The 23,640-nt window shown below is 66.9% G+C and carries 16 protein-coding genes; 8 read left to right on the top strand and 8 right to left on the bottom strand.

The genetic code is table 11. From position 1 onward, the window contains the following. Position 1 precedes the first annotated feature (1 nt). The 3 genes from ACN0WF_RS14280 to uxaC all read right to left on the bottom strand — a co-directional run bounded on the left by ACN0WF_RS14280 (position 2) and on the right by uxaC (position 3,019). Positions 2 to 511 (bottom strand): TRAP transporter small permease, encoded by a 510-nt coding sequence (locus ACN0WF_RS14280; RefSeq protein ID WP_417773439.1) that lies wholly within the window; start codon positions 509 to 511, stop codon positions 2 to 4. A gap of 81 nt (positions 512 to 592) precedes the next feature. Further along, on the bottom strand, positions 593 to 1,573 hold the full coding sequence (locus ACN0WF_RS14285) for a TRAP transporter substrate-binding protein (protein WP_417773440.1): 981 nt from the start codon (positions 1,571 to 1,573) through the stop codon (positions 593 to 595). 39 nt (positions 1,574 to 1,612) lie between these two features. Beyond that, complete coding sequence (uxaC, locus tag ACN0WF_RS14290) at positions 1,613 to 3,019, bottom strand: glucuronate isomerase (RefSeq protein ID WP_417773441.1); 1,407 nt, start codon at positions 3,017 to 3,019, stop codon at positions 1,613 to 1,615. Between the two features lie 444 nt (positions 3,020 to 3,463). On the opposite strand from uxaC, the gene ACN0WF_RS14295 reads away from it, so the two are divergent. Beyond that, a complete protein-coding gene (locus tag ACN0WF_RS14295; RefSeq protein WP_417773442.1) occupies positions 3,464 to 4,174 on the top strand; it encodes a GntR family transcriptional regulator in 711 nt (236 codons plus the stop codon). A gap of 13 nt (positions 4,175 to 4,187) precedes the next feature. Here ACN0WF_RS14295 and ACN0WF_RS14300 read toward each other — a convergent pair whose 3' ends face one another. After that, positions 4,188 to 5,258, bottom strand: coding sequence for a D-TA family PLP-dependent enzyme (locus tag ACN0WF_RS14300; RefSeq protein WP_417773443.1), 1,071 nt, complete (start codon positions 5,256 to 5,258; stop codon positions 4,188 to 4,190). 598 nt (positions 5,259 to 5,856) lie between these two features. Between ACN0WF_RS14300 and ACN0WF_RS14305 the strand changes: the two genes are divergently transcribed. From ACN0WF_RS14305 to ACN0WF_RS14330, 6 genes are all read left to right on the top strand, one after another. Beyond that, on the top strand, positions 5,857 to 6,612 hold the full coding sequence (locus tag ACN0WF_RS14305) for a YqcI/YcgG family protein (protein ID WP_417773444.1): 756 nt from the start codon (positions 5,857 to 5,859) through the stop codon (positions 6,610 to 6,612). A gap of 338 nt (positions 6,613 to 6,950) precedes the next feature. Continuing rightward, positions 6,951 to 8,318, top strand: coding sequence for a lysine N(6)-hydroxylase/L-ornithine N(5)-oxygenase family protein (locus tag ACN0WF_RS14310; RefSeq protein WP_417773445.1), 1,368 nt, complete (start codon positions 6,951 to 6,953; stop codon positions 8,316 to 8,318). A gap of 76 nt (positions 8,319 to 8,394) precedes the next feature. Beyond that, positions 8,395 to 9,054, top strand: a complete 660-nt coding sequence (locus tag ACN0WF_RS14315) for a hypothetical protein (protein ID WP_417773446.1) — start codon at positions 8,395 to 8,397, stop codon at positions 9,052 to 9,054. 68 nt (positions 9,055 to 9,122) lie between these two features. Then, positions 9,123 to 15,686 (top strand): amino acid adenylation domain-containing protein, encoded by a 6,564-nt coding sequence (locus ACN0WF_RS14320; protein ID WP_417773447.1) that lies wholly within the window; start codon positions 9,123 to 9,125, stop codon positions 15,684 to 15,686. A 16-nt stretch (positions 15,687 to 15,702) separates the two neighbouring features. Then, complete coding sequence (locus ACN0WF_RS14325; protein WP_417773448.1) at positions 15,703 to 16,437, top strand: thioesterase II family protein; 735 nt, start codon at positions 15,703 to 15,705, stop codon at positions 16,435 to 16,437. 2 nt (positions 16,438 to 16,439) lie between these two features. Continuing rightward, complete coding sequence (locus ACN0WF_RS14330) at positions 16,440 to 16,643, top strand: MbtH family protein (RefSeq protein ID WP_417773449.1); 204 nt, start codon at positions 16,440 to 16,442, stop codon at positions 16,641 to 16,643. Positions 16,644 to 16,655: 12 nt separating this feature from the next. Here the strand turns inward: ACN0WF_RS14330 and ACN0WF_RS14335 are convergent, their stop codons facing one another. From ACN0WF_RS14335 to ACN0WF_RS14345, 3 genes are read right to left on the bottom strand one after another with little or no spacing between them, the layout of a single operon-like run. Next, positions 16,656 to 17,837, bottom strand: a complete 1,182-nt coding sequence (locus tag ACN0WF_RS14335) for an osmoprotectant NAGGN system M42 family peptidase (protein WP_417773450.1) — start codon at positions 17,835 to 17,837, stop codon at positions 16,656 to 16,658. Next, the gene (ngg, locus tag ACN0WF_RS14340) at positions 17,834 to 19,678 is read right to left on the bottom strand and encodes an N-acetylglutaminylglutamine synthetase (RefSeq protein ID WP_417773451.1); all 1,845 of its coding nucleotides are present in this window, start codon (positions 19,676 to 19,678) and stop codon (positions 17,834 to 17,836) included. The genes ACN0WF_RS14335 and ngg overlap by 4 nt, the downstream gene beginning before the upstream one ends. Before the next feature lie 9 nt (positions 19,679 to 19,687). Continuing rightward, positions 19,688 to 21,463 carry an N-acetylglutaminylglutamine amidotransferase gene (locus tag ACN0WF_RS14345; RefSeq protein ID WP_417773452.1) on the bottom strand — a complete coding sequence of 592 codons (1,776 nt, stop codon included), beginning with the start codon at positions 21,461 to 21,463 and terminating at the stop codon, positions 19,688 to 19,690. 3 nt (positions 21,464 to 21,466) lie between these two features. On the opposite strand from ACN0WF_RS14345, the gene ACN0WF_RS14350 reads away from it, so the two are divergent. Further along, positions 21,467 to 22,267 (top strand): MarR family winged helix-turn-helix transcriptional regulator, encoded by an 801-nt coding sequence (locus ACN0WF_RS14350; RefSeq protein ID WP_417773453.1) that lies wholly within the window; start codon positions 21,467 to 21,469, stop codon positions 22,265 to 22,267. Here the strand turns inward: ACN0WF_RS14350 and ACN0WF_RS14355 are convergent. Beyond that, a complete protein-coding gene (locus tag ACN0WF_RS14355) occupies positions 22,248 to 23,618 on the bottom strand; it encodes an aspartate aminotransferase family protein (protein ID WP_417773454.1) in 1,371 nt (456 codons plus the stop codon). The genes ACN0WF_RS14350 and ACN0WF_RS14355 overlap by 20 nt on opposite strands. Positions 23,619 to 23,640 lie beyond the last annotated feature (22 nt).

The raw sequence follows: 23,640 nt of genomic DNA on the forward strand, positions 1-23,640 counted from the left end.
ATCACTCCTGCGGATCGACCTCGCCGAAGCGCGCTGTCGGCATGCCGGCGGCGCGGCGTGCAAGGCGTTCGAGCGAGAACAGAATGATGAGGATGCCGCCGGCGACCAGCGGCAGGAAGTCGAACGCGCCGGAGATGCCGAGCGAGGGGAGCTTGTTGGCCGCGGTCTTCTCCGCGAGCTGGCTTCCGAACCAGATCATGCCGCCGCCGAAGGCGACGACGACCGCATCGGAGACCGAATAGAACGCCAGCTTGACGCGCTGGGGCAGCACGTAGAGCAGCACGTCGAAGGACAGGTGATAGCCCTCGCGTATGCCGACGGCCGCGCCCAGGAAGATGAACCATCCCATCAGCATGACCGAGGCCGGCTCTGTCCAGGACTGGCTGTCGTTGAGGAGGTAGCGGAAGAACACCTGGATGGTGATGAAGGCGGTCATCAGGACGAGGCCGGCTCCGGAAAGCCAAAGCGATATCCTTGCTATCCGCCCGGTGACCTTCGCAACGCGAGTCATCAGGATTTGCACTGTCGTCTCTCCTGGCGGGAGCGTGCCCACGGCGCACTGCCGTGCCGCGGGCACGCGGGGCCGGCTGAGTTACTCGGTCGCCTGGATGCGGGCGACCATATCCTTCAGCTTGTCGGAGGTGACATACTTCGCGTAGACCGGCTTCATCGCGTCGATGAAGGGCGTCTTGTCGATGTCGGTGATGATCTCGACGCCTGACTCGCGCACCTTCGCCTCGGAAGCCGCTTCACGCTCGGCCCAGAGCTTGCGCATGTGGGGCACGGAGTCCCGGGCTGCCTGGCGTACGATCTTCTGGTCCTCCTCGGACAGCGCCTCCCAGGACTTCTTCGACATCACTAGCACTTCAGGCACGATCAGATGCTGGTCGAGCGTGTAGTACTTGGCGACCTCGTAGTGGCCGGAGCTCTCAAAGGACGGCCAGTTGTTCTCCGCGCCGTCGATGACACCGGTCTGGATCGAGGAGTAGACCTCGCCATAGGGCATCGGCGTGGCATTGGCGCCGAGCGCGCCGACCATGTCGACGAAAAGGTCGGACTGCATCACCCGGAACTTCATGCCCGAGAGATCGTCCATGGACTTGATCGGCTTCTGGCTGTTGTAGAAGGACCGCGATCCGCCATCGTAGAAGGCAAGGCCGATCAGGTCGTGATCGGCGAAAGCGGCGAGGATCTCGTCACCGACGGGGCCGTCCATGACCTTGTGCATGTGGTCGACCGAACGGAAGATATAGGGCAACGAGGGGATTTGGGTCTCCTCGATGATGTTGTTGAACGGCCCCAGCGAGACGCGGTTCATGTCGATGACGCCGAACTGCGTCTGTTCGATGGTATCCTTTTCCTGCCCGAGCTGGGCGGAATGGAAGACCTCGATGCCGAGGCGGCCTCCGGTGCGTTCCTCGAGAAGCTGACCCATGTATTTCACCGCCTCCACGGTGGGGTAGCCGTCGGGATGCGTGTCCGAGGACCTCAGGATCTTGTCAGCCGCCCCGGCCGTGAGGGTCGAGGCGGCAAGCAGCGCAAAGGCTGCGGTCATGCTCTTCATGAAAGTCATGCTCAGTTCCTCCCTGAAAACCGAACCGACCTGATGACGTCAGAGTTTGTAGGCTCCCTTCACCAGGCGATAAGTGAGGTCATGTGCGACCTCGTATGCCTCGCTCTCGCCGAGCCTCCCGGTCTCGACAAGTGTTGCGAGGAATGCCGCGTCGACCCGGCGCGCCACATCGTGGCGGGCGGGGATCGAACAGAACGCGCGCGTGTCGTCGTTGAAGCCGACGGTGTTGTAGAAACCGGCCGTCTCGGTCGCCATTTCGCGGAAACGGCGCATGCCTTCCGGGCTGTCGTGAAACCACCACGGCGGGCCGAGGCGCAGCGTCGGATAGACGCCGGCAAGCGGGGCGAGCTCGCGCGAATAGGCGGTCTCGTCCAGCGTGAAGAGGATGATCGTCAGGCCCGGTTCCATGCCGACGGCGTCAAGCATCGGCTTGAGCGCGCGCACGTAGTCGGTGCGTGTTGGAATGTCGAAGCCCTTGTCGCGCCCGTACTGCCCCATGACCAGGCTTGAATGGTTGCGGAACGAGCCCGGATGGATCTGCATCACCAGCCCGTCGTCGAGGCTCATGCGCGCCATCTCGGTCAACATGTGGCCGCGAAAGGCGTCCGCTTCTTCCGCCGTGCAGGTGCCGGACAGCGCCTTGCCGAAGATCCGCTCCGCCTCGGCGCGGGGAAGGTCCTCGGTGCGCGCGCTCGGTGCGCCGTGGTCCGAGGAGGTGGCGCCGAATGTCTTGAAATAGGCGCGGCGGGCGCGATGGGCGGCGAGATAGCCGGCCAAGGTCGTGGTGTCCTCGCCGGTGAGCTGCCCCAAGGCCGCGACATTGTCGACGAAGCCCTCGAACTCGGGATCGATGACACTGTCCGGCCGATAGGCGGTGATGACGCGTCCGCCCCAGCCGCTGTCGCGGATCGCGCGATGGTGGTCGAGCGGGTCGAGCGCGGCCTCGGTGGTCGAGATCACCTCGATGTTGAAGCGTTCGAACAGGGCGCGTGGCCTGAATTCCGGCCGCGCCAGGCAGGCGTCGATGTGATCGTAACAGTGGTCGGCGGTGTCGGCCGAAAGCGGCACGTCCAGGCCGAAAACCTCCTGGAAGGCGTGGTTCAGCCACATGGACGAGGGGGTGCCGCGGAAGAGATGGAAGTGGGTCGCGAAGGTACGCCAGATCCGGCGTGGATCCTGCTCGGTTGAGCCGCCGTCGGCGCGCGGCACGCCAAGGTCGGCGAGCTGGACGCCCTGCGAGCACAGCATGCGGAAGACATAGTGATCCGGCACGACGAAGAGCCGGGCGGGATCGGGAAAACGATCGTTGCACGCGAACCATGCAGGGTCCGTGTGCCCATGCGGGCTGACGATGGGAAGATCCTTGATCGTTCCATAGATCGAGCGGGCGAGCCCGCGTGTCTTCTCCTCGACCGGAAACAACCGGTCGTCGCTCAAAAGCGCCATTCTGACCTCCAGATGCCCCCCGGCGGGCAGGCCGCATTTTGGGGTGGCAGATCGTCTAGTAAGCTAATATGTTAGTCTGCAAGCGGAGTCAATCACGCTTCGCGACAGGCGGATCCGGGCTGCCGGACGGTAAGTGGCGGCGGAGCGTGACCTGGCGAAGGAGGATCGCGCGCAGGTGATCGCGCGATGACTCGCGACTTGCGACACTAGCGGGGTGGCGCTGGCGATGCCTGCGAGAATTTTCCGCTGCGACCCCTGGACGCAAGCGATGGCGGCGGGTGGTGGAAAACGACCGCGGCGTCCGTTGTCTCCTGCGCGGGAGGGCTGGGGGCGTGCGGGTGCTGGTGTTGACCGCCGGCGAATGCCATAAGCCGAGCCGTCCGCCAGCGGGAGGGGACAGGAAACTTGAAACGAAACGGGTTCGACGGGGGAGTGCCGGCTGGCATGAACGAGCAGATCAAACTCAGGACGCTCGACCTGACGCGCGGGCCGTCGGTGACGGACCTCGTGTTCCAGGAACTCTACGACCGTGTCGTCGGTCTCGATCTGCTGCCGGGCACCAAACTGTCGGAAGCGGATGTGGCGCGGCGCATGGGCGTCAGCCGGCAACCGGTGCGCGATGCCTTCTACAGGCTGTCGCAGCAGGGCTTCCTGCTCGTGCGCCCGCAGCGCGCCACCGTCGTCACGCCGATCTCGGTGGAGGCCGTGCTGCGCGCGCGGTTCGTGCGAACCGCGCTGGAGCTGGAGATCATGCGTGCGGCCATGGCCAATGTCGACGGTGCGGCGCTGACGGACCTCGCCGATCTCATCGCGCAGCAGCGCCTGGCGGTGGAGGACGACGACCGCCCGGGCTTCCACGCGCTCGACGATGCCTTCCACAATCGCATCTGCGAACTTGCCGGCCATGGCCATGTCTGGGCGCTGATCCGCGACAACAAGGCTCACATGGACCGGGTGCGCTATCTCTCGCTGGAAAACGGTGCGCGGCTCGCGCTTGTCGACCACGTCGAGATCCTGGAGGCGATGCGTGATGGCGACGAGACGCTCGCCATCTCCCGCATGCGCGCGCACCTGAGCCGGATCGCCGGCATCATCTCGGAAATCCGCGCCGCCCACGCCGACTTTTTCGATCCGGACGAGTTCGAGCCGGCCTGAGCCTCCCGGTCGCTCAGGTGACCTTGCCGCGCGCGTCGATGGCGATTTCCTCGAGCGTGCCGTCCTTGCGGCGCAGCCATGCCGTGTCGAACATGTTGACGACGACGCAGACGTGGTTCGGCACGATCTCGATGCGCTCGCCCACCTGAAAACTGCCAGCCTTCGGCGTGTGGATGACGCCGTGCTCCTCGCTGAGGCCGACGACCTTCGCCTCGGGATGGCCGATCACGGTTCCGTGGCCGGTCTGGCCGAAAAGGTCGGTGGTCAGTGTCTTGGAGCCGGCATCGACCACGGCTCGGTTCGGTGTCGGGGTGGAAACCACCGTTGCATGAACCTTCACCGCGCAGTCTTCGAGCGTGCAGGCGCCGCTGGCGACCACGGCGCGGTCGTTGAAGATGTAGGTTCCCGCCCGGTACTCGGTGACGATGTCCTCGTCTCCGGCCTTCCACATGTCCGGCGTGCCGCCGCTCGACACATCAGGGCAGGCGATCCCGCGTTCATCGAGCAGGGCAAGTGCCTCACGCATGAAGCGGGCGACGCCGGTCATGTCGCCGACGGCGGGAAAGGTCATCAGCCCGCCGAAGGACAGGCCAGGTGCGGCGTTGATCCGGGCGGCGAGATCGGCAGCCTCCCGCGGCGTCTGCACGCCGCAGCGTCCGGCTCCGGTGTCACATTCCACCAGCACCTCGAGCGGGCGGGGCTCGTCTGCAAAGGCGGACGACAGCCCGTCGACGGTCGCGGCGCTGTCGGCGGTGACGCCGAGGTGGCGCAGGCGCCCGGCCAGTGCGCGCAGACGCTTCAGCTTTGCGTCTCCGACGATGTTGTAGGTGATCAGGATGTCGTCGATCCCGCCATCCGCCATGATCTCGGCTTCGCTGATCTTCTGGCAGGTGATGCCGCTTGCGCCGGCCTCGACCTGGGCGCGGGCGAAGCGCGGCAGCTTGTGCGTCTTGATGTGCGGCCGGAGGCGGACGCCGCGCGCGTCGCAATGGGCCTGCAGGCGGGCGATATTGGCCTGGGCAATCGCCTCGTCGATGATGATCGCCGGCGTTTCGGGCAGGCTTTCGCCGGTTTCCTGAGACATGGGAAGATCCTGAAGGTGCAAGGGGAATCTAGTCGTAGCGCGCTGCCCGGCAGGGTGCAATCGGCCATCGACGTCGACCTCGTCCCGCGCATCGGCTCGCCCGGCCACCACCACACGTCACCGAGCCCGCGGCCGAAGGTCTCGCTCCCCGCCGTCGTCCCCCTTTCCGTCGATTGATCGCCACGCGCCTTTCAAAATAGTTGCGCTAGGATGGGGGCACAACTCACGGGCACATGCCGCCCTTGTCCGGGAACCCGAGGGCGAGGCACGCGGCTGTGAAAGAGGACGGGGCGCCCTGGCTGTGCCGCAGCCGGGGATGGCGGCACATGACCGAAGGCTGCAGACCGGGCGCGGGAACTTCGAGGCGGTCGGCGCGCCTCCCGCCGCTGCTGCGGGCAGCGGGTGCCCTGGCGCAGGTCGGCGGGCCGGTCCCTTCGCGTGCTCTTCCGTTTGCCGCGTCCCGCCCGCGGTTAATTCCAGTCAGAAAATCCGATTTGGCCGTCCCTTTTCACGGGCGCACCTCGACGAGGGCTCCCGGGTCGGCCTGAACCCGCCCGCGCCCCGGGACGGGGGCGGGCTATCAGGAGGAAGCCCTGCCATGACATTGAGATACCAGGCTGAAATCGAATCCGCCGAGGCGAAGGGAATGAAGGGCTGGCAAAGGGAGGCGGCCCGCGCGCTTCTCGCCAGGCTTCGTCCGCCCTCCGGCTTTCCTTGCTTCTTTTCCCAGGCTGCCTGCCGGCGGGGCCGCATCCTGTTCGCCTTCGCGGAAGGGCTGGACGCGGCTTCGCTCGATGCGGGAGCCCGGGATCTCCTTGCCTATCTGGCGCGCGCGCGCGCCTGGGATGGCGACGTTGCGACGGCCGAACCGCTGGTGATGCTGTTCAATCCGGAGAATGTGCATGGCGAGACCGTCGAGGACTACCACCGTTTCGGCTGGCAGGTGTTGCAACACTGGCACGATAACGACCGTGCCGCGTGGCCTGAGGGCGTTTCCCTTGATCCGCACTCGCCCTATTGGGCCATGTGCTTCGACGGCATGCAGCTGTTCGTCAACATGAGCAGCCCGGCCCACCGGATCCGGCAAAGCCGCAATCTCGGCCCGGCTCTCACCCTTGTCATCAATCCGCGGGAGCGTTTCGATGTCGTCGCCGGCGACAATCCACAGGGGCGGTTGATCCGCGAACGCATTCGCACGCGGATCGAGGACTACGACGGCCAGCCGCACAGTCCGATGCTCGGCTCCTACGAGGCAGGTGAGATCGAATGGTGGCAATACGGTTTGAAGGACACCAACGAGCCGCCGGCAAGCGGCTGCCCATTCCGCACCCGGGCCCGGGAGACCGCGGATTGAGCCTGTATGGCTGACGTTCCATTCATCGGCTCTGTCGGGAGGTCGCGTGCCTTCCGGCAGAGCTGCGCAGATCGGTAAAAGCGTGATCCGACTTCAAAATTCCCCCGGGTCTCAAGAGAATGCGGTGCCTAATTTTGAGGAATATGATTCATGCCCCACCGAAATTCGGATGGACATTGAATCAACTGGGTTTCCAAGGTCGAAAGACATATAATTCCCTCATAGGTAGCAATAAATACGATTTTCACTTGATGGTTAATGGGTGTGAATGTAATCTACGTAACGTCAGTTTTGAATTTTTATTCTGCGTCAATTTCTTTTCGAACGCGGGTTGGGCCATGCTCACAGCACCTTACGACCATATTCACGATCTGGTTGGCATTGGCTTCGGGCCGTCGCATCTGGCGATTGCGGTCGCGGCCCGCGAGATGTCCGAGGACGGTGGCTATCCACTCTCGCAACCGGTTTTTCTGGAGCAGCGACGGGAAGTTGTCTGGCATCCGGACATGCTGCTTCCCGACTCCAAGCTTCAGGTGAATTTCCTCAAGGATCTCGCCCTGATGCGCAATCCGCAAAGCCGGTTCACCTTCCTCAGCTATCTGTTCGAGCAGAAGCGGCTGCACGAGTTCATCAACCTGCGCACCTTCTTCCCGTCCCGCAAGGAGTTCAGCGACTACTACCTGTGGGTTGCGGGTTTCTTTGCCAGGCAGGTCTCCTATGGATTGCAGGTGGAGGAGGTCGAGCCGGTCGAGGCGGCGGACGGGAGCGTTGGTCTCCTGCGGCTCACGGCGCGTGATACGGAGAGCGGCAAGGTCTCTGTGCTTCGGGCGCGCAACATCTCGGTCGGTGTTGGCGGCCGGCCGCGCATGCCCAACGGCATCGCCGAGACGGCCTGCGGACGCATCGCCCACTCGAGCCGCACCAAGTCCAGCGTCGAGCGCAACTGTCCGTCCCCGGAGGGGCGCTACCGCATTCTGGTGGTTGGCGCGGGGCAGACGGCGGGCGATGTCTTCCACTATGCGATCAACGCCTATCCCAACGCGGAGATTTCCGTCGCCCATCGCGGCTTCGGCTTCAAGCCGCAGGACGACACCCATTTCGTCAACGAGATCTTCTTTCCCGAAGCCGTGGACATGTTCTACGAGGCGACGGACGAGATGCGACGCAGGCTCCTCGACCGCCACGCCGACGTAACCCATGCGGCGGTCGACTTCGACCTTCTGCCGGTGCTCTACGATGCGATCTATCAGGACCGCGCGAGCGGTCGCAATCGGCTGAAGATCCTTCGGTTCGCTGAGGTGCTGGAGGCGCGTGAGGACGGCGGGCGGGTGCATGTGGCGCTGCGCGACCTGCTGGGCGGGGAGACGCGTCACGAGGACTATGACGCGGTGATCTTCGCCACCGGCTATCACTACCCGATGCCGGAGCCGCTTCTGGCGCGGCTTGAGCCCTATCTCGAGCGCGACGCACAGGGCCGCTACGCCTTCGCCCGCGACTATTACATCGAACGCCGGGAGGGCTTCTCGCCGAAGATCTACATGCAGGGCTACTGCGAGCACACGCATGGCCTGAGCGAGATCCTGCTGTCGCTGATGCCGATCCGCGCGGAAGAAATTCTCAAGGATATGTGCGCGGGGGACGCGGCACTCGGACTTGGAGCCGAGGCGGCGGTCCGGGATCGTTCGCGCGTCTCGACGGCAATCTGAGCCTGTTCGCCCGGGTGGTCGGCGCGTTGCGCGGCGTCCGGTTTCCGCAGGGGGCGGTTTCTGAGGAGGGATGACGATGGCGGAAGACAGCAAGGATACCGAAGGCACTGGTGGCGCGGCGAAGGCCGGCGGCGGCAAGGGGCGGGCGCGCAAGGATGCGGCCGCGGCGAAGGCAACGGCGGCTCCGGGCGCGGGCGAGGTAGATTTTGCGGCGCTCCAGGTGGAATTGCACCGAGCCCAGCTCGCGCGGATGCGCAGCGCCCACGAGCTCTGCGGCCATGCCAATGCCGAGCTCGGCGCGCTGCGCGCCGAGGTGAACGGCCGGCTCGCCGCGCGTGGCGAGGCTCTGCGCGCGAAGATGCAGGATGCCTGGCAGCGCATGCAGGAATGCCAGATGGCGCTCTGGCAGGTCTCGAACGGCGGCGGCGAGGTGGCGGCCGCCTCGGGCGAGGCGACGGCGGATCTGGTGCGCGCGCAGGCGGAGGTTCAGGCGTTGCACGCCACCTTGTGCAATCTCGCGGTGCTCGATCCCGATGCCTCGGAGGCCTATGTCGACGGGCTCGCCCGGGAGGCCGAGATCCGCAGCGCCTTCGAACGCGAGATGGCGGAGATCGATTCCCGGCACACGGACGATCTTACAACGCTCATCGACGAGGCGGGCGACGGCGATCTCGCACCGCAGATGCGCATGCAGCTCGACACTCTGAAGGGCTGGTACGGCATCGCCGGCCGATAGCAGCGACGACCCGCGGCGCGCGAGCGCGCGTGCGCCGCCTCAAGGAAATGGCAAGAGGGGTGTTGGTGATGTCGGTCATGTCTGAAGGGTCGACGACCCGTCCCGCCGCGAGCCGACGCCTGCCGGGAGATACGCCCGGCCTTCAAGCGACGCAGGGTCAGGGGCTGTTGCCCCTGTCCTTCTCGCAGGAACGCCTGTGGTTCCTTGATCGCTACAATCCCGGTTCGCCGCTTTACAATCTTCCCGCCTACCTGCCGATTCCGGGCGACGCGCCGGAGGAAACCGTCAAGGCGGCGCTGGATCTCGTCGCCGCCCGCCATCAGCCGATCAAGGCCCGTTTCGTCGCTGTCGACGGCAAGCCCTTCCAGGAGCATCTGCCGGATGCCGAGATCCCCTTCGAGGTGGTGGAGGTGCCGCGCGATCTCGCCGACGCCGCGTTCAACGACGTGTTGTCCGCCGCGCTCAAGGAGGTGGGCGACGCTCTCTTCGATCTCGACAGCGGGCCGATGATGCGGGCGCGGCTGATCCGGCGCGGCGACCGGGATGCCTGGTTCGTCTACTGCATGCACCACATTGTTTCCGATGGCTGGTCGGTCGGCGTTTTCCAGCGAGAGTTCACCACGGCCTATCGGGCATTGCAGGCGGGCGTGCGGCCGGAGCTGCCGCGGCTGCCGATCAGCTTCGCCGAATATGCCGCGCGCCAGCAGAGGGCTTTCTCGGGAGAGCGGGTGAGCGCGCGTCTGGACGCCTGGAAGCAGCGGCTTTCCGGCGACGATCTCGTGCTGCCGCTTCCTCTCGACAAGCCGCGCCCGGCCCATCTCACCTTCACGGGGGCAACACAGAGCTTCGCGCTCGATGCGGAGGCGAGCCGCCGGCTGGCGGAATTCGCCCGTTCCGCCGGCGTCACGCCGTTCATGCTGTTTCTCGCCGCCTTCAAGGTTCTGCTGTTTCGCTACACGCACAAGGGGCGCGTGATCGTCGGCTGCCCGACGGCGGCGCGCACCACCACGGATGTCGAACCGCTGATCGGATTTTTCGTCAACAGCCTTGTCATGGTCACGGACCTGGATGCAGCGATGAGCTTCCGGGCGGCCGTGGCAGCGGTACGCGAGACGACGCTCGACGCGCTCGGCAGCGAGGACCTTCCCTTCGAGAAGATCGTCGAGGCGGTCCAGCCGATCCGGAGCGCCAACATCAATCCGATCTTCCAGGCGATGTTCGACTTCCAGGGCACGACCATCGCCGCCGATGCGCCGCGCTACGCCGATCCACCGAAGTCGGTCAACACCAGCACCTCGAAGTTCGACCTGACCCTGCAGATGCAGGCGATGGGCGACCGGTTCGCCGGAACCTTCGAGTATTCGACGGAGCTTTTCGAGCACGACACGATCAAGCGCCTGCATGAGGGCTTCTGCGCGATGCTGGAGGGGGCGGCAGCAGACCCGGATGCCGCGATCGGCCGCCTGCCGGTGATGACGCCGGCGATCCGCGATCTGGTGGTTCGCGGGTTCAACGACACCGCCCGCGAGGTTCCCTTCATCTCGCTGCCCGAGCGGTTCGAGCAGATGGTCGCCCGCGATCCCGACGCACCGGCGGCGCGGTGCCTCGGCATCGGGACAAGCTATGGTGAGCTCAATGCGCGGGCCAATCGGTTCGCGCGGCTTCTGCTCGATGCCGACCTTGGACGCGGCGCGGTCGTGGCCCTGTGCATGGATGGTTCTCTCGAACTCGTCGTCGCCATGTTGGGCATTCTCAAGGCGGGCCATGCCTATCTGGCGCTTGATCCGCGCTACCCGGATGGGCGCATCGCCTACATGCTCGAGGACAGTGGCGCGGCGATGGTCGTCACCCAGAGCGACCTTGCACCGCGTTTCGCGACGATGACGGTGCCGGCGCGGGAGAAGGTACTGGTCTTCGACCGGGGCGAGGATCCCGCGACCGGATTTTCCGACGACCCCCCGGGGCTTGCTCTGCATCCGCGCACGCTCGCCTATGTGATCTACACCTCCGGATCGACCGGCCGGCCGAAGGGCGTGATGATCGAACATGCCAGCGTGATCAACCTCATCGAAGGAACGGTCGCCGCGCTGGATCTGGGGCCGGGCGATCGCATTCTGCAGTTTTCCTCCTTCGGGTTCGATGTCTCCGTGCGCGAGATCTTCGAGGCGTTGCTGTCGGGTGGCGAGATCGTGCTTGCACCGCGTGCGGACCTCCCGGCGGGCGAGGAGCTGTTCGACCTTCTCGAGCGCGAGCGCATTACCTCCATTACCCTGCCGCCGTCGCTGTGGAGCAGTCTGCGCGCGCGGTCGCTGCCGGACCTGACGAGCGCGGTCTCCGGCGGGGCGGCGTTGCCGGAGAGCGTCGTGGCGAAATGGGGCGGCGCGCGGGCGTTCTTCAACGCCTACGGTCCGACCGAAACAACGGTCGGCACCACCATGGGCCGCTGCCGGCCGGGGGCGGGCAAGCCGACCATCGGCGGGCCCTTGCCCAACTACCGGCACTATGTCGTCGACGCCGGTTTCGAACTCTGCCCCATCGGCGTCGCCGGCGAGCTTCTCATCGGCGGCAAGGGCGTGGGGCGCGGCTACATGGGACGGCCCGACCTGACCGCGGAACGTTTCCTGCCGGATTTCCTCGGCGAAGAGCCGGGCGGCCGCCTGTATCGCACCGGCGACCTCGCGCGGATCCTGCCCAATGGCGAGGTGGATTATCTGGGACGTGCCGACGACCAGATCGAGCTGCGCGGCTTTCGCATCGAGCCGGCGGAAATCGAGGAGGTGGTCAAGGAGCACCCGGACGTCGTCAACGTCACGGTGCAATGCGTCGTCGGCGGCAATGGGGAAAAGCGCCTCGTCGCCTATGTGGCGGCGCGTGGCGCGCTGTCCGGCGACGCGGTGATCGCCCATGCGCGCGGGCTGCTTCCCGACTACATGATCCCGGCGCAGGTCGTGCTGATCGACGACGTGCCGCTGACACCGGCCGGCAAGGTCGACCGGGCGCGCCTGCCGGACGCGGATGAAACGCTGATGGCGGCCATCGCCGAGGGCGCGCGCGTTCTCCCGCAAGACCGGCTCGAACGGTTGGCTCACTGGATCTGGTCCATGGTGCTCGGCACCGACGCATTCGGCGTCACCGACAACTTCTTCGCGCTCGGGGGGCATTCTCTGCTGGTCACGCAGGTGACATCGCGCATTGGCGAGCAGCTCGACATCGATGTGCCGATCCGGCTGATGTTCGAGGCCCCGACCGTGCGGGCCTTCTGCAAGGGGTTGCGCGAACGGGCGGAGGATATCGACGCGCGGCTCGACCGGCTGGATCTGCCGGCTGGCGATGCGGTTTCCGGCCCGGACGGCGCGCAGCCCGAGGAGGCGCGCGCGGCGCCGCTTGCACGCGGCTTCGACCGTGTCGCGCGGCGGCCTGAGGGGCTGTCGCCGCCGCTCTCCTTCGCTCAGGAGCGGCTGTGGTTCCTCGACCGCTTCGCGCCGCGCGGCAATGCCTACAACGGCCTCGTCTCGCTGATGCTGCCCGCGCCGGTCGAGCCGCGGCTGGCCGAGCGGGCGATCAACTCGGTCGTCGCCCGCCATGAGGTGCTGCGCACGGTCTTTGCCGTGGAGGGAGGTCTGCCGGTGCAGCGCGTCACGCCGCGCCTGCGCCTGTCGCTCGATCTCTTCGAGTTCCCCGATGCCGCCTCGGCCGCCGACAGCGACGCGATCCGCGTGCTGATCCTCGAGCAGGCGCGCCGGCCCTTCGATCTTCGCGAGGGGCCGCTGGTGCGCGCCGTGCTCGCCATCGCCGGCGACCGCTCCGGCTGCGTCATCCTGCCGATCCACCATGCCGTCTGCGACGCCTGGTCGACGGGTATCCTTCAGCACGAGATCGGCGAGACTTATCGGGCGCTGCAGTCCCGGGAGAAGCCGAATCTGCCGCCGCTCGAGGTGCAATACGGCGATTTCGCGCTGTGGCAGCGCACCCGGCTCGACGGCGAACGGCTGGCGCGCCTGTCGGACTTCTGGCGCTCCGCGCTCGCCGATGCGCCGAGCCTCATCGACCTGCCGCTCGATCGTCCGCGCGGGCCGGCGCGCGCGCCCGAGGGCCGGCTCGTGGGCTTTGCCGTCGCCCCTGACGTCCATGCCGCGCTCGCCGATCTCGGGAACGTGACGGGTGCAACCACGTTCATGGTCTATCTTGCCGCCTTCGCGGCCTGGCTGCGCAGGCTTTCGGGCCAGGAGCGTGTCGTCGTCGGCACGCCCATGTCGCATCGCGACCGGCCGGAGCTGGAGCCGCTTGTCGGGCTCTTCACCAACACGCTGCCGGTTTGCGTCGACGGTGCCGGCGAGCCGAGCTTTGCGGAACTGGTCGAGCGTGTGAAGCCGATCGTTCTCGATGTCTTCCAGAACAAGGATCTGCCGTTCGAGAAGCTCGTGGAGCTGGTGCATCCGCCGCGTCATCTCAGCGTGGCGCCGATCTTCCAGGTGATGTTCTCGCATCAGAAGGGATTGCAGGCGATCTCCATCGATGCGGCCGGGATGGCGAATGTCGCGGTTGCCGGCGCGAAGTTCGACCTGACGCTGTTCGTCAACGAGACGCCAGGCGGGGTTGCCGTCGTGTTCGAATATGCCGCCGATGTCTTCGATCCGCAGACGGTGGCCGGCTTTGCCCGCCAGTTCGAGACGTTTCTGGAGAACCTTGCCGAGGACCCCGACGAGATCGTCGACCGGGTGCCGCTTTGCGATACGGCAACGCGCGAGGCGGTGCTGCACGCGGGCATCGGCGCGACCGCCGGTGCGCCGGGTTGCCTGTTCGAGATGATCGAGGACGTTGCCCGGCGCGCGCCCTCCGCCCCGGCGCTAGAGGTGGAGGGAGAGACCATCGACTTCGCGGGTTTCCTCGCCCGCGTCGGGGAGCTGGCGCGCGGTCTCACCGCGCTGGGCGTCCGGCCGGGCGATGTGGTCGCGGTGCATCTCGCCCGTGGCCGCGACCTTGCGCTGCTGCTGGCGGCGACCTTGCGCGCCGGGGCGACCTACATGAATGTCGCCCCCGATCTTCCCGTCGCCCGTCGCCGTTTCATGATCGATGACGCGGAGGCGGTGCTCGTCGTCCACGGCGAAGAAGCAACGGATCTGGCGGGGGTGGAGGGGTCGGGCAATCCGGCTGTCGTGTCGGTCGCAGCCCTTGTCGAGGCTGGACGCGGGGGCGACCTGCCGCAAACGGTCGAGGGTCTGCGGCATGGCTATCTGGTCTACACATCGGGAACCACGGGCATGCCGAAGGGCGTGTACGTGCCGCGCCGGGTGCTCGACACGCTGATCGCCTGGCAGGTCGACGAGGCGGATTTCGCTCCCGGCCTTCGCACCTTGCAGTTCTCCCAGCCCGGGTTCGACGTCTCGATCCAGGAAATGCTGGCGACCTGGGCAAGCGGTGGCACGCTGGTGGTGCCTCGCCCGAGCGAGATCGCCAATCCCGGCCTCTGGCCGGAGATGCTGAAGAGAACGGCGGCCGGCCGGATCTTCCTGCCCTATGTCGCGCTTCAGCAACTCGCCGGCGCTTGCAGCGGGACCGACCGCGCCGGTCTTGGCCTTTTGGAGGTGATCACCGCCGGCGAGCGGCTGGTGGTGACGCCGGAGATCCGCGCGCTGTTTTCGGGGCTTGCCGCGCGCAAGGGCGGGGGAGCCGTTCTCGTCAACCAGTACGGTCCCTCGGAGAGCCATGTGGTGGCCGCCCACAGCCTTGCGGGAGATCCGGCGGTCTGGGAGGAGACGCCGCCCATCGGCCAGCCGGTCAGGGGCGCGCGGCTGCAGGTCCTCGATCGCTATCTCGAACCGGTGCCGCCGGGCATGCCAGGGGAACTCTGCATCGGTGGAAGCCAGCTCGCGGGCGGATATCTGCACGCGCCGAGCCGTACCGCGGAACGGTTCCTGCCGGATCCGCATTGTGATCCGGCCGGCCCGGGCGGGCGGATCTACGCCACGGGCGATCTCGCTCTCCTGCGTCACGACGGAGCTTTCGTCTTCGTCGGCCGTGCCGACGATCAGGTGAAGATCCGCGGCTATCGGGTGGAGCCCTCGGAGATCGAACAGGCGCTGACCTCGCGGGTGGACGTGGGCCTGGCCTTCGTGGTGCCGCATCGTTTTTCCGGCGATGTGGTCGAACTGGTCGCCTATGTGCAGCCGGCCGCCGGGCAGGCCGCACCGGACCCGCATGCGCTCGACGCCCATCTGCGCGCGATCCTGCCGGAGTTCATGATCCCCGGCGCCTTCGTCGTTATCGACACGATCCCGAAGACCGCCTCCGGCAAGATCGACAAGTCGGGGTTGCCGCCACCTGTACGTCTCGTGCGCCGTGAGAGCGACCATGTCGCGCCGCGCACGGCGCTTGAGCGTGACATCGCGGCGGTCTGGTGCGAGGTGCTGGGGCTCGCCGCGGTCGGCGTCGCGGACAGTTTCTTCGATCTCGGCGGCCAGTCGCTGCTGGCGACGCAGGTGGTGTCGCGGCTCAACGAGACGCTCGGTCTCGACGTGCCACTGCGACGCCTCTTCGAGACGCCGACGATCGCCGGCATCGCCGCCGCGCTGGACGGGGGCGAGGCCGCGCCGGTTGCGGCCTCCGCCCGGCGCGACGCGGTTGGCGGGTGAGACGGGGACGGGACACATGACCGATGCCCGTCACATGCTTGTCTGTCTTCCGCCGGCGGGGGCGAGCAGCGCCTACTTCCTTGGATGGTCGGAACGGGCCGGCGAGGGGCTGGGCATTCGCACGCCGGAGCTTCCAGGCCGTCTCGGGCGTTTCGGCGAGCCGCCGCTGAGGCGCATTGCCGACATGGCGGAGTGGGTGTTCGCCGAACTCGAGCGGGAGGGGATGCCGGATGTCCTGTCGGTCTTCGGCCACAGCATGGGCGCGCTCGTCGGCTATGAGCTGACGTGTCTGCTGGAACGGCGCGGCGGCCCGCTGCCCGTCGCCCTTCATGTTTCCGCGCACGCGCCGCCGCATGTCATGCGGCCGGGACTTGTCCCTGGCGCGAGCGACCAAGCCGTTATCCGCCATTTTTCCGGGCTCAATGGCCGTCCGGCTGACGCGGGCATGATCGAGTTGATGCTCCCGACGATCCGGGCGGATCTGGAGGCCTGCGCCGGCTATGCGATGGGCACGGCGGGCCGGCTGGTCACTCCCATCGTCGCCCATTCCGGCCGGTTCGACGCGGCGGCACCGGCTGCGGCCATGGCGGGTTGGCGTGCCTATACGCAGGGCGGTTTCGCCGCCTGCCGGCACGCGGGCGACCATCATTATCCGCTGGCGGCCGGGCCGTGCGGCATTCTTGCGGAGGTGACCCGCAGGGCCGTCGCCGTGCCGGCCGCCGCCTCCGTTCCTGGCACCTGGGGAGAGTGACGATGTTTGACGACGGCGGCGAGTTCAAGGTCGTGTGCAACGGCGAAGGCCAGTATTCGATCTGGCCGGCGGGGCGCATGTGTCCCGCCGGCTGGCAGGAGGAGGGCACGCGCGGTTCGCGCGATGCCTGCCTGGTGCGCATTGGTTTGGTCTGGACCGACATGCGGCCGGCCAGCCTGCGCGATGCGCTGGGCGAGGCGGGTTGAACGCGGGCCGTTTCAAGCGCGCGTTTCCGCTTCTTCGAGTTCATCGTCGGAGGCATCCGGCGTCAGGCTCTGCTCGGCCTCGGCCGTCGGCTGGCGGGTGAAGCCGGAAACGCCGGCGGCGGTTTCCTGATAATCGCGGGTGATCTCCACCGGGCTCACGACATAGGCGGTGATCAGTTCGGCGAGCGAGCGCAGCGCGTGCATGTGGATGCGCTCGTGGCCGTGGGAACTGTCGACGCCGAACGTGATGAGTGCGGTGCGCACATCCGCGCCCGCTTCCACCGCGCTGGCCGAATCCGAGCGGTAGTAGCGGAACACGTCCTTCTGGTAGCGGATATCGTTTTCCTGGCAGAGATCGACCAGTTTCTTCGTCAGGTGATAGTCGAAGGGGCCGGTCTGGTCGGCCATGGAGAAGGTGACGCCGAACTCGCTGGAGTTCTGCCCGGGGGCGGTGGTGCCATTGTCGACGGCGATCATCGAGGCGACGTCGGGAGTGACGATGGACGAGGCACCGACGCCCACTTCCTCCGCGATGGTGAAGAGCCAGTGGATGTCGACCGGTGTCTCGGCGCCGGCCTGGTTCAGCGCTTTCAGCGCCGCCAGCATGACGGCGACGCCCGCCTTGTTGTCGAGGTGGCGTGAGACGATGAAGCCATTGTCTAGGAATTCCGGGCTCGGGTCGATGGCGACGATATCGCCGACCTCGATGCCGAGCCGTTCGAAATCGGCAAGACCGGTGGCCAGGGCATCGACGCGCAACTCGACGTAATCCCAGCCGATGGGCAGCGTGTCGACCTCGTCGTTGAACGTATGGCCGGAAGATTTCAGCGGCAGGATGGTGCCGCGATAGGCCCCGTGTTGCGAGAAGATCGTCACCCGCGCGCCTTCGGCGAAGCGGGCCGACCAGGTGCCGATTGGCACCAGCGACAGGCGACCGTTGTCGTGCAGGAACTTCACCTGGGCACCGAGTGTGTCGAGGTGGGAGACGAGTGCGCGGGCGCCGCGGCGCTGGCCGCCCTTGCGGATCGCGCGCATGGCGCCGCGCCGGGTCAGCTCGACGGAAAGGCCGAGGCGTTCCAGCTCTCCGGAGACGTGACGGACAATGGTGTCGGTGTAGCCGGTCGGACTGGGGATCGCGAGAAGGGCCTTCAGGGTGTCGGCAAGATAGGTGGTGTCGATCGTAAGGCGGGTCATCCGCTCACCTCCGCGCTGGATTGGTCGGCTGCCGCCTGCCGGGCGGTCGCCGGCATCGACAGGGGGAAGAGCAGGTCGACGAAACGCTCGGCCGTCGGCTGCGGTTCGTGGTTGGCAAGGCCCGGCCGCTCGTTGGCCTCGATGAAACGGTAGTCCGCCCCGGTCGGCGCCTTGACCATCAGGTCGATGCCGGTCACCGGAATGTCGATGGCGCGGGCCGCGCGGATGGCCGCGTCGACCAGAACCGGATGGATGATGTCGGTGACATCGTGGATCGTGCCGCCGGTGTGCAGATTGGCGGTCCGCCGAACCTCCAGCTCCATGCCCGAGGGCAGCACTTCGTCGAGAGTGCGGCCGGACTGGCGAACGGTGCGTTCCGTTTCCGCGTCGACGGGGATGCGGGACTCGCCGCCCGTCGCCGCCGACCGCCGCCGGCTCTGGGAGGCGATCAGGTCACGGATGGTCTGGCGGCCGTTGCCAACGATCACCGGCGGGCGACGGATCGCGGCGGCGACGAGCTTGTAGTTGATGACGATGAGCCGCAGGTCCTGGCCCTCGACGCATTCCTCGACGAGCACGGTGTCGCAGATCCGCCGTGCCGCCTCGACCGCCGCTTCCACCTCTTCAAGCGTGGTCAGGCCGACGGCAACGCCGCGCCCCTGCTCGCCGCGCGCCGGCTTGACGACGACCTTGCCATGCGCGGCGAGAAAGGCCTCGAGCGCGGCAGCGTCGTCTCCGGCGATGATCTCCGCCGGCACGGCGACGCCGGCCTTCTCGACGACGGTGCGCGTCGCCGTCTTGTCGTCGCAGATCGACATGGCGACGGCGCTCGTCAGTTCGCTCAGGCTCTCCCGGCAGCGGATCGTGCGTCCACCCTGCGAGAGGGCAAAGAAGCCGCGCTCGGCATCGCTTACCTCGACGCGGATGCCGCGCCGGCGCGCCTCGCGGACAATGATCTTGGCGTAGGGGTTCAGCCGGTCGTCGGCGTCGGGCCCGGTGAACAGCGTCTCGTTGATCGGGTTCTTCCGCTTCACCGAGAAATAAGGCACCCGGTAGAAGCCGATCTTCTCGTAGAGAGCGATGGCCTGGGTGTTGTCATGCATCACCGAGAGGTCGAGGTGGGCGAGTCCGCGCGCGGCGAAATATTCGGCCAGATGGCGCACCAGCGCCTCGCCAATGCCGGCGTGGCGGGCCTGCGGGTCCACGGCGAGGCACCACAGCGAGGAACCGCGCTCGGGGTCGTTGAAGGCGCGCATGTGGTCGACGCCGGTGATCGTTCCCAGGATCTCGCCGCTGGTCTCGTCCTCGGCGAGGAAATAGCACACGGCCCGCGCGTCGCGCTTCGACCAGAAGAAGTCGGGGGGAACCGGAACCATGCCGCGCGCGGCATAGATGCGGTTGATCGCGTCCGCGTCGGTCCTTGCCGTGAGCCGGCGCAGGAAGAAGCCGCTCAGCGGTCGGCGCGAGGCACGGTAGGTGGAAAGCTGCAGGCGGTAGGTGTGCGAAGGGTCGAGGAACACTTCCTGCGGCGCATTGGCGAGCACCACATGCGGGTCGCGCACGTAGACGGCAATGTCGCGCCGGTCGAGCAGCTCGCCCTCCAGCGCGGCGACGATCTTCTCCGGGTCGGCGAACGTCTGGCCGAAGATCAGCCGTCCCCAGCCGAGGTCGAGCGCGCAGTCGGCTGCGGGAGCGGGGGCACCTGTCTCCCGCGGGTCTATCGGGGGCTTCAGGCTATCCTCGCGCATCCGCTTCAGCCGATGCGATCTGGCGTCGCGCGGGCGCGTCTCGCGCGAGCGCGTGTCACGCGGACCGCCGCCCGGGGGCTTGTTGCTCGCCATGTCGCGTCCTCAGATATCGTTGCTCTGCAACCAGAGCTCCAGCAGGGCGACCTGCCACAGTTCCGAGCCCTGGAGCGGGGTGATGTGCGAGCCCGGGTCGGCGAAGAGCCGGTCGAGGTAGGCGCCATCGAACAGACCGCGTTCGCGGGCCGGCTGCGAGGTGAGCGCGTCGCGGGCCATCTCCAGATAGGGGCCATCGAGATACTTGAGCTGCGGGACCGGGAAGTATCCCTTCTTGCGGTCGATGACCTCGTGGGGAACCACCAGACGAGCCGCCTCCTTGAGCACGCCCTTGCCGCCATGGGCGAGCTTCAGCTCGGGAGGGATCGCGGCGGCGAGTTCCACCAGTTCATGGTCGAGGAAGGGCACGCGCGCCTCCAGCCCCCAGGCCATGGTCATGTTGTCGACCCGCTTCACCGGATCGTCGACCAGCATGATCTCCGCGTCGAGCCGCAGCGCCCGGTCGACAGGCGTTTCCGCGCCCTCGGCCATGAGATGGCCCTCGACGAAGGCGAGCGCCTCGTCGCGGTTGGCCATCCAGCCCTTGCCGAGCTGGGTCGCGAGCGTCGCGTTCGGGCGGTCGAAGAAGACGCGGGCGTAGTCGGTGACCACGTCGCTGGACCCGGCAAGCGGAGGATACCAGTGGTAGCCCGCGAAGATCTCGTCCGCGCCCTGGCCGGACTGCACCACCTTGATGTGCTTCGAGACCTCGCGGCTGAGCAGGTAGAAGCCGATGTTGTCGTAGGAGACCATCGGTTCCGACATGGCCGCGATCGTGTCCGGCAGCGCGGCCATGAGATCCGACGAGGGCACGAAGATCTTGCGATGATCCGTGCCGAAATGCCCGGCGATCAGGTCGGAGTAGACGAACTCGTCGCCCTTTTCGCCATTGGCCTCCTCGAAGCCGATGGAGAAGGTCATGAGGTCGCTCTGACCTTCCTCGGCCAGAAGCCCGGTGATCAGTGAGCTGTCGACACCGCCGGACAGCAGCACGCCGACGGGAACGTCGGCGACCATGCGCCGGCGCACGGCGATGCGCAGCGCCTCGAGCACCCGGTCGCGCCAGTCATCGGCGGTCAGCTCCGCGTCGCCCGCCCGGCGGGTGTAGCTGGCGTTCCAGTAGCGGCGTTCGCTTGTCGTGCCGTCGGCAAGCACCCGGCGGATTGTCGCCGGAGCGAGCTTGCGGATGCCTTTCAGGATGGTGCGCGGAGCGGGCACGACGGCGTGAAAGCTCATGTAGCAATTGAGCGCGGCGCGGTCGATTTCGGTTGAGATATCGCCGCCGGCGAGCAGTGCCTGCACGCTGGAGGCAAAGCGCAACCGGCCGGTGGTCTCGGCGAGATAGAGCGGCTTGATGCCGAAGCGGTCGCGGGCAAGCGTCAGCGATCCGTCGCGGCGATCAAAGATGGCAAAGGCGAACATGCCGTGGAAGCGGCTGACGCAATCCGCGCCCCAGGCGTGATAGGCCTTGAGGATCACCTCGGTGTCGCCGGAGGAAAAGAAGCTGTAGCCGAGCCCCTCCAGTTCTGCGCGCAGTTCCGGGTAGTTGTAGATACAGCCGTTGAAGACGATGGAGATCCCCAGCGCGGGATCGCTCATCGGCTGCGCGGCCTGGTCGGAGAGATCGATGATCTTGAGCCGCCGGTGGCCAAGGGCGACGGGACCTTGCGCGCTGACACCGGAGCCGTCCGGTCCGCGCGGGGCGAGCCTGTCCGTCATGCGAGCGACGGTCGCAGCCTCTGCAATTCGTCCATCGAAGCGAAATTCTCCGGCAATGCCGCACATGTGATGCTCGTCTCCTTCGGTCCGGCTTGGGGCAGTCTCGCCGCGCAGCCCAGTGTGCGCCAGTCTCTCGCGACGGCGCAACGGTCGTTTTTCCGCCGGAGCTGCATTGCTGATGCGTGCCCGGCAGGTCTTGCCGACATAACGTGCGAGCTTGAAATTCGTTTCAAAGGACAAATAATCAGGGAACGAATTATTCGTCTGTTGAGTTTCTTGGCGGTGATGAAATTGCCTTTCGGCAGGGAGTGGATCGTGGCGATTGAGCGTGACGGGCAGCGTGGGGGAGACGGAAATGGCCTGCGGGCTGTCGAGGTTCTGCCCGAGACGCAGTCGGTTGCCGACGCGATCCGGCGCATCGCGCACGGCCTGGACGTGCGGTCCAAGCGCGTTGCGCGCGAGTGCGGCTTCACGGTTCCGCAGATCGTCGTGCTGGAGGCGGTTCGGGACTGCGAGGGGGCGACGACGGGAGAAATTTCGCGCCGGGCGCGGCTAAGCGCCGCGACGGCCGTCGCCATCCTGGAGAAACTCGAGGCGCGCGGCATCGTCGAGCGTCTGCGCAGCAGGCAGGATCGGCGGATCGTCCACACGCGGCTCACAGCCGTCGGCGCTGAGCTTCTGGCGGGCGCGCCGCCGCCCCTGGCGGAGGACTTCTACAGCGGTATGGCCGCGCTGGAGCCGGACGAGCGCGCAACCCTCGCGCGGGCATTTCTCACGGTCGCCGGGTTCATCGACCGGCAAGAGGAGGCGTCGGAGGACGGTGACCGTCCCCCGACGCCGGCAGGGCGTGTCAGCCGAGGACCTCGGTGATTGCCTCGCGGGTCGCCTCGACGATCCGGTCGGCTTCTGCCTCGCTCAGGCAGAAGGGCGGAGCAAAGCCCAGCATGTCGGCCTGCGGCATGGCGCGGCCGATGACGCCGCGCTTGAGCAGGGCGGCCGAGACGGCGGGGCCGACCTTGGCGCTGGTCTCGAAGAAGGTGCGGGTGTCCTTGTCCTTGACGAACTCGACGGCGCAGAGCAGTCCCTCGCCGCGCACGTCGCCGACATGGCGGTGGCCGGAGACAGCATCCTTCATCTTCTCGCGCAGGTGAAGGCCGACCCGGGCGGCGTTCTCGATCAGCCCCAGGTCGTCGATCAGCTTGAGGTTGGCGATGCCGGCGGCCGCGCCGATGGGGTGGGCCGAATAGGTCCAGCCATGCCCGATGGCGCCATATTCGTCGGTTCCCTTTTCCAGAACCTCCCACATGTTCTTCGAGACGATGGAGCCGGAGAGCGGCGCATAGGCCGAGGTCAGGCCCTTGGCGATGGTGATGAGATCGGCCTCGATGCCGTAGTGGGTTGAGCCGAACATGCTGCCGAGACGGCCGAACCCGGTCACCACCTCGTCGGCGATGAGCAGAATGTCGTGACGCTTCAGGACCTTCTGGATCGCCTCCCAGTAGCCGGCCGGCGGCGGCACGATGCCGCCGGTGCCGAGCACCGGCTCGCCGATGAAGGCGGCGACGGTGTCAGCGCCCTCGCGCGCAATCAGGGCCTCGAGATCGGCGACGCAATGGGCGACGAAGTCGGCCTCGCTCATGTCCAGGTCCGGCCGGCGGAAATAGTCCGGCGCGACGGTGTGCTTCACCATGTCGAGCGGCAGGCCGAACTTGTTGTGGAACAGCTCCAGGCCGGTCAGCGAACCGGTCATCAGGCCCGAACCGTGGTAGCCGCGCCAGCGGGAGATGATCTTCTTCTTCTCGGGCCGGCCGAGCACGTTGTTGTAGTACCAGACGAGCTTGATGTTGGTCTCGTTGGCGTCGGAGCCGCCAAGGCCGAAGTAGACGCGCGACATGTTCTCCGGCGCGCGGTCGATGACCATCCGCGCCAGGGTGATCGAGGCTTCGGTGCCGTGCCCGACATAGGCGTGGTAGTAGGCGAGTTCCCTTGCCTGGGCGGCGATGGCGTCGGCGATCTCCGGGCGGCCGTAGCCGACGTTGACGCAATAGAGGCCGGCGAAGCCGTCGAGCAGCTCGTTGCCGTCACGGTCGACGATGGTCGAGCCGTGACCGCTGGTGACGATGCGCGTCGGGCTTTCGCCGCGCGCGTGCTGGGCAAGATGGGTGGAGGGATGGAAGAAGGTCTCGCGATCCCATTTTCCGAGTTGGTCGTTGGTCAGCATGTGGTCTCTCCCTGTGTTGTGA

This window comes from Stappia sp. (assembly GCF_048268045.1).
Classification (GTDB): domain Bacteria; phylum Pseudomonadota; class Alphaproteobacteria; order Rhizobiales; family Stappiaceae; genus Stappia.

Coding starts and splice junctions, on each gene's coding strand:
- ACN0WF_RS14280 (WP_417773439.1), bottom strand. CDS start 511: ATGACTCGCGTTGCGAAGGTCACCGGGCGGATAGCAAGGATATCGCTT.
- ACN0WF_RS14285 (WP_417773440.1), bottom strand. CDS start 1,573: ATGACTTTCATGAAGAGCATGACCGCAGCCTTTGCGCTGCTTGCCGCC.
- uxaC (WP_417773441.1), bottom strand. CDS start 3,019: ATGGCGCTTTTGAGCGACGACCGGTTGTTTCCGGTCGAGGAGAAGACA.
- ACN0WF_RS14295 (WP_417773442.1), top strand. CDS start 3,464: ATGAACGAGCAGATCAAACTCAGGACGCTCGACCTGACGCGCGGGCCG.
- ACN0WF_RS14300 (WP_417773443.1), bottom strand. CDS start 5,258: ATGTCTCAGGAAACCGGCGAAAGCCTGCCCGAAACGCCGGCGATCATC.
- ACN0WF_RS14305 (WP_417773444.1), top strand. CDS start 5,857: ATGACATTGAGATACCAGGCTGAAATCGAATCCGCCGAGGCGAAGGGA.
- ACN0WF_RS14310 (WP_417773445.1), top strand. CDS start 6,951: ATGCTCACAGCACCTTACGACCATATTCACGATCTGGTTGGCATTGGC.
- ACN0WF_RS14315 (WP_417773446.1), top strand. CDS start 8,395: ATGGCGGAAGACAGCAAGGATACCGAAGGCACTGGTGGCGCGGCGAAG.
- ACN0WF_RS14320 (WP_417773447.1), top strand. CDS start 9,123: ATGTCGGTCATGTCTGAAGGGTCGACGACCCGTCCCGCCGCGAGCCGA.
- ACN0WF_RS14325 (WP_417773448.1), top strand. CDS start 15,703: ATGACCGATGCCCGTCACATGCTTGTCTGTCTTCCGCCGGCGGGGGCG.
- ACN0WF_RS14330 (WP_417773449.1), top strand. CDS start 16,440: ATGTTTGACGACGGCGGCGAGTTCAAGGTCGTGTGCAACGGCGAAGGC.
- ACN0WF_RS14335 (WP_417773450.1), bottom strand. CDS start 17,837: ATGACCCGCCTTACGATCGACACCACCTATCTTGCCGACACCCTGAAG.
- ngg (WP_417773451.1), bottom strand. CDS start 19,678: ATGGCGAGCAACAAGCCCCCGGGCGGCGGTCCGCGTGACACGCGCTCG.
- ACN0WF_RS14345 (WP_417773452.1), bottom strand. CDS start 21,463: ATGTGCGGCATTGCCGGAGAATTTCGCTTCGATGGACGAATTGCAGAG.
- ACN0WF_RS14350 (WP_417773453.1), top strand. CDS start 21,467: ATGCTCGTCTCCTTCGGTCCGGCTTGGGGCAGTCTCGCCGCGCAGCCC.
- ACN0WF_RS14355 (WP_417773454.1), bottom strand. CDS start 23,618: ATGCTGACCAACGACCAACTCGGAAAATGGGATCGCGAGACCTTCTTC.